The 611-nt window shown below is 65.1% G+C and carries 2 protein-coding genes; both read left to right on the forward strand.

Annotated features, from left to right (window positions below):
• A partial coding sequence (locus tag ABD990_RS34155; RefSeq protein ID WP_345384941.1) for a hypothetical protein occupies positions 1-201 on the forward strand: 201 nt, incomplete at its 5' end.
• Positions 198-611 (forward strand): spore coat protein U domain-containing protein (locus tag ABD990_RS34160; RefSeq protein ID WP_345384942.1); only part of this gene is annotated, 414 nt, incomplete at its 3' end. The genes ABD990_RS34155 and ABD990_RS34160, both read left to right, overlap by 4 nt.

Genomic DNA, 611 nt, shown 5'->3' on the forward strand with positions numbered 1-611 from the left:
CATGTGGAAAGCGGCAAGCAGTCGGTAGTGGGATACGACGGCATTGCGTTTGTCGAAGACCTCAAAGCGGAGAACCACTTGCGTATCAAGGGCGGCGGGGTGTCCTGCGTGGTGGAGTTTCCGTATCAGCATGATCCCGCGCGGCCGTTGCCGACCTTGGGGCCGTTCGTGTGCCAACCGTTGAAGGAGCCTGGCCAATGAAGTCCGCGTTGTTCTGGGTGGGGGCCTTGCTGGGGCTGGGGTGGTCGGTGGACGCACAGGCGACCACATGTTCGCTCGGGGCCGGCACGGTCAGCACGGTCAATTTCGGCACGGTCAATCCCTTGTTGCCCGCCGATACGTTCGCCGACAGCAATACGGTCACGGTGACGTGCAACTTCACCGCCCTGGCGCTGGGCGCGCGCCTGTGCTTTTCCGCCGGCGTGGGCAATACCAGTCCGTCGGTGGCCGCGCGGGCGCTGGGGGCCGGCGCTTTCCGCATGAACTACAACCTGTATACGGACAGCGGCCACAGCCAGGTATGGGGCGCGGCGACGACCATCGCGCCGACCTCGGTGCTGCTGGCTGGCCCGGCGCTGGGCGGTATTGCGTCTGCGTCGTTCTCGTTCTAT

This window comes from Pseudonocardia yuanmonensis, assembly GCF_039542425.1.
Classification (GTDB): domain Bacteria; phylum Actinomycetota; class Actinomycetes; order Mycobacteriales; family Pseudonocardiaceae; genus Pseudonocardia; species Pseudonocardia yuanmonensis.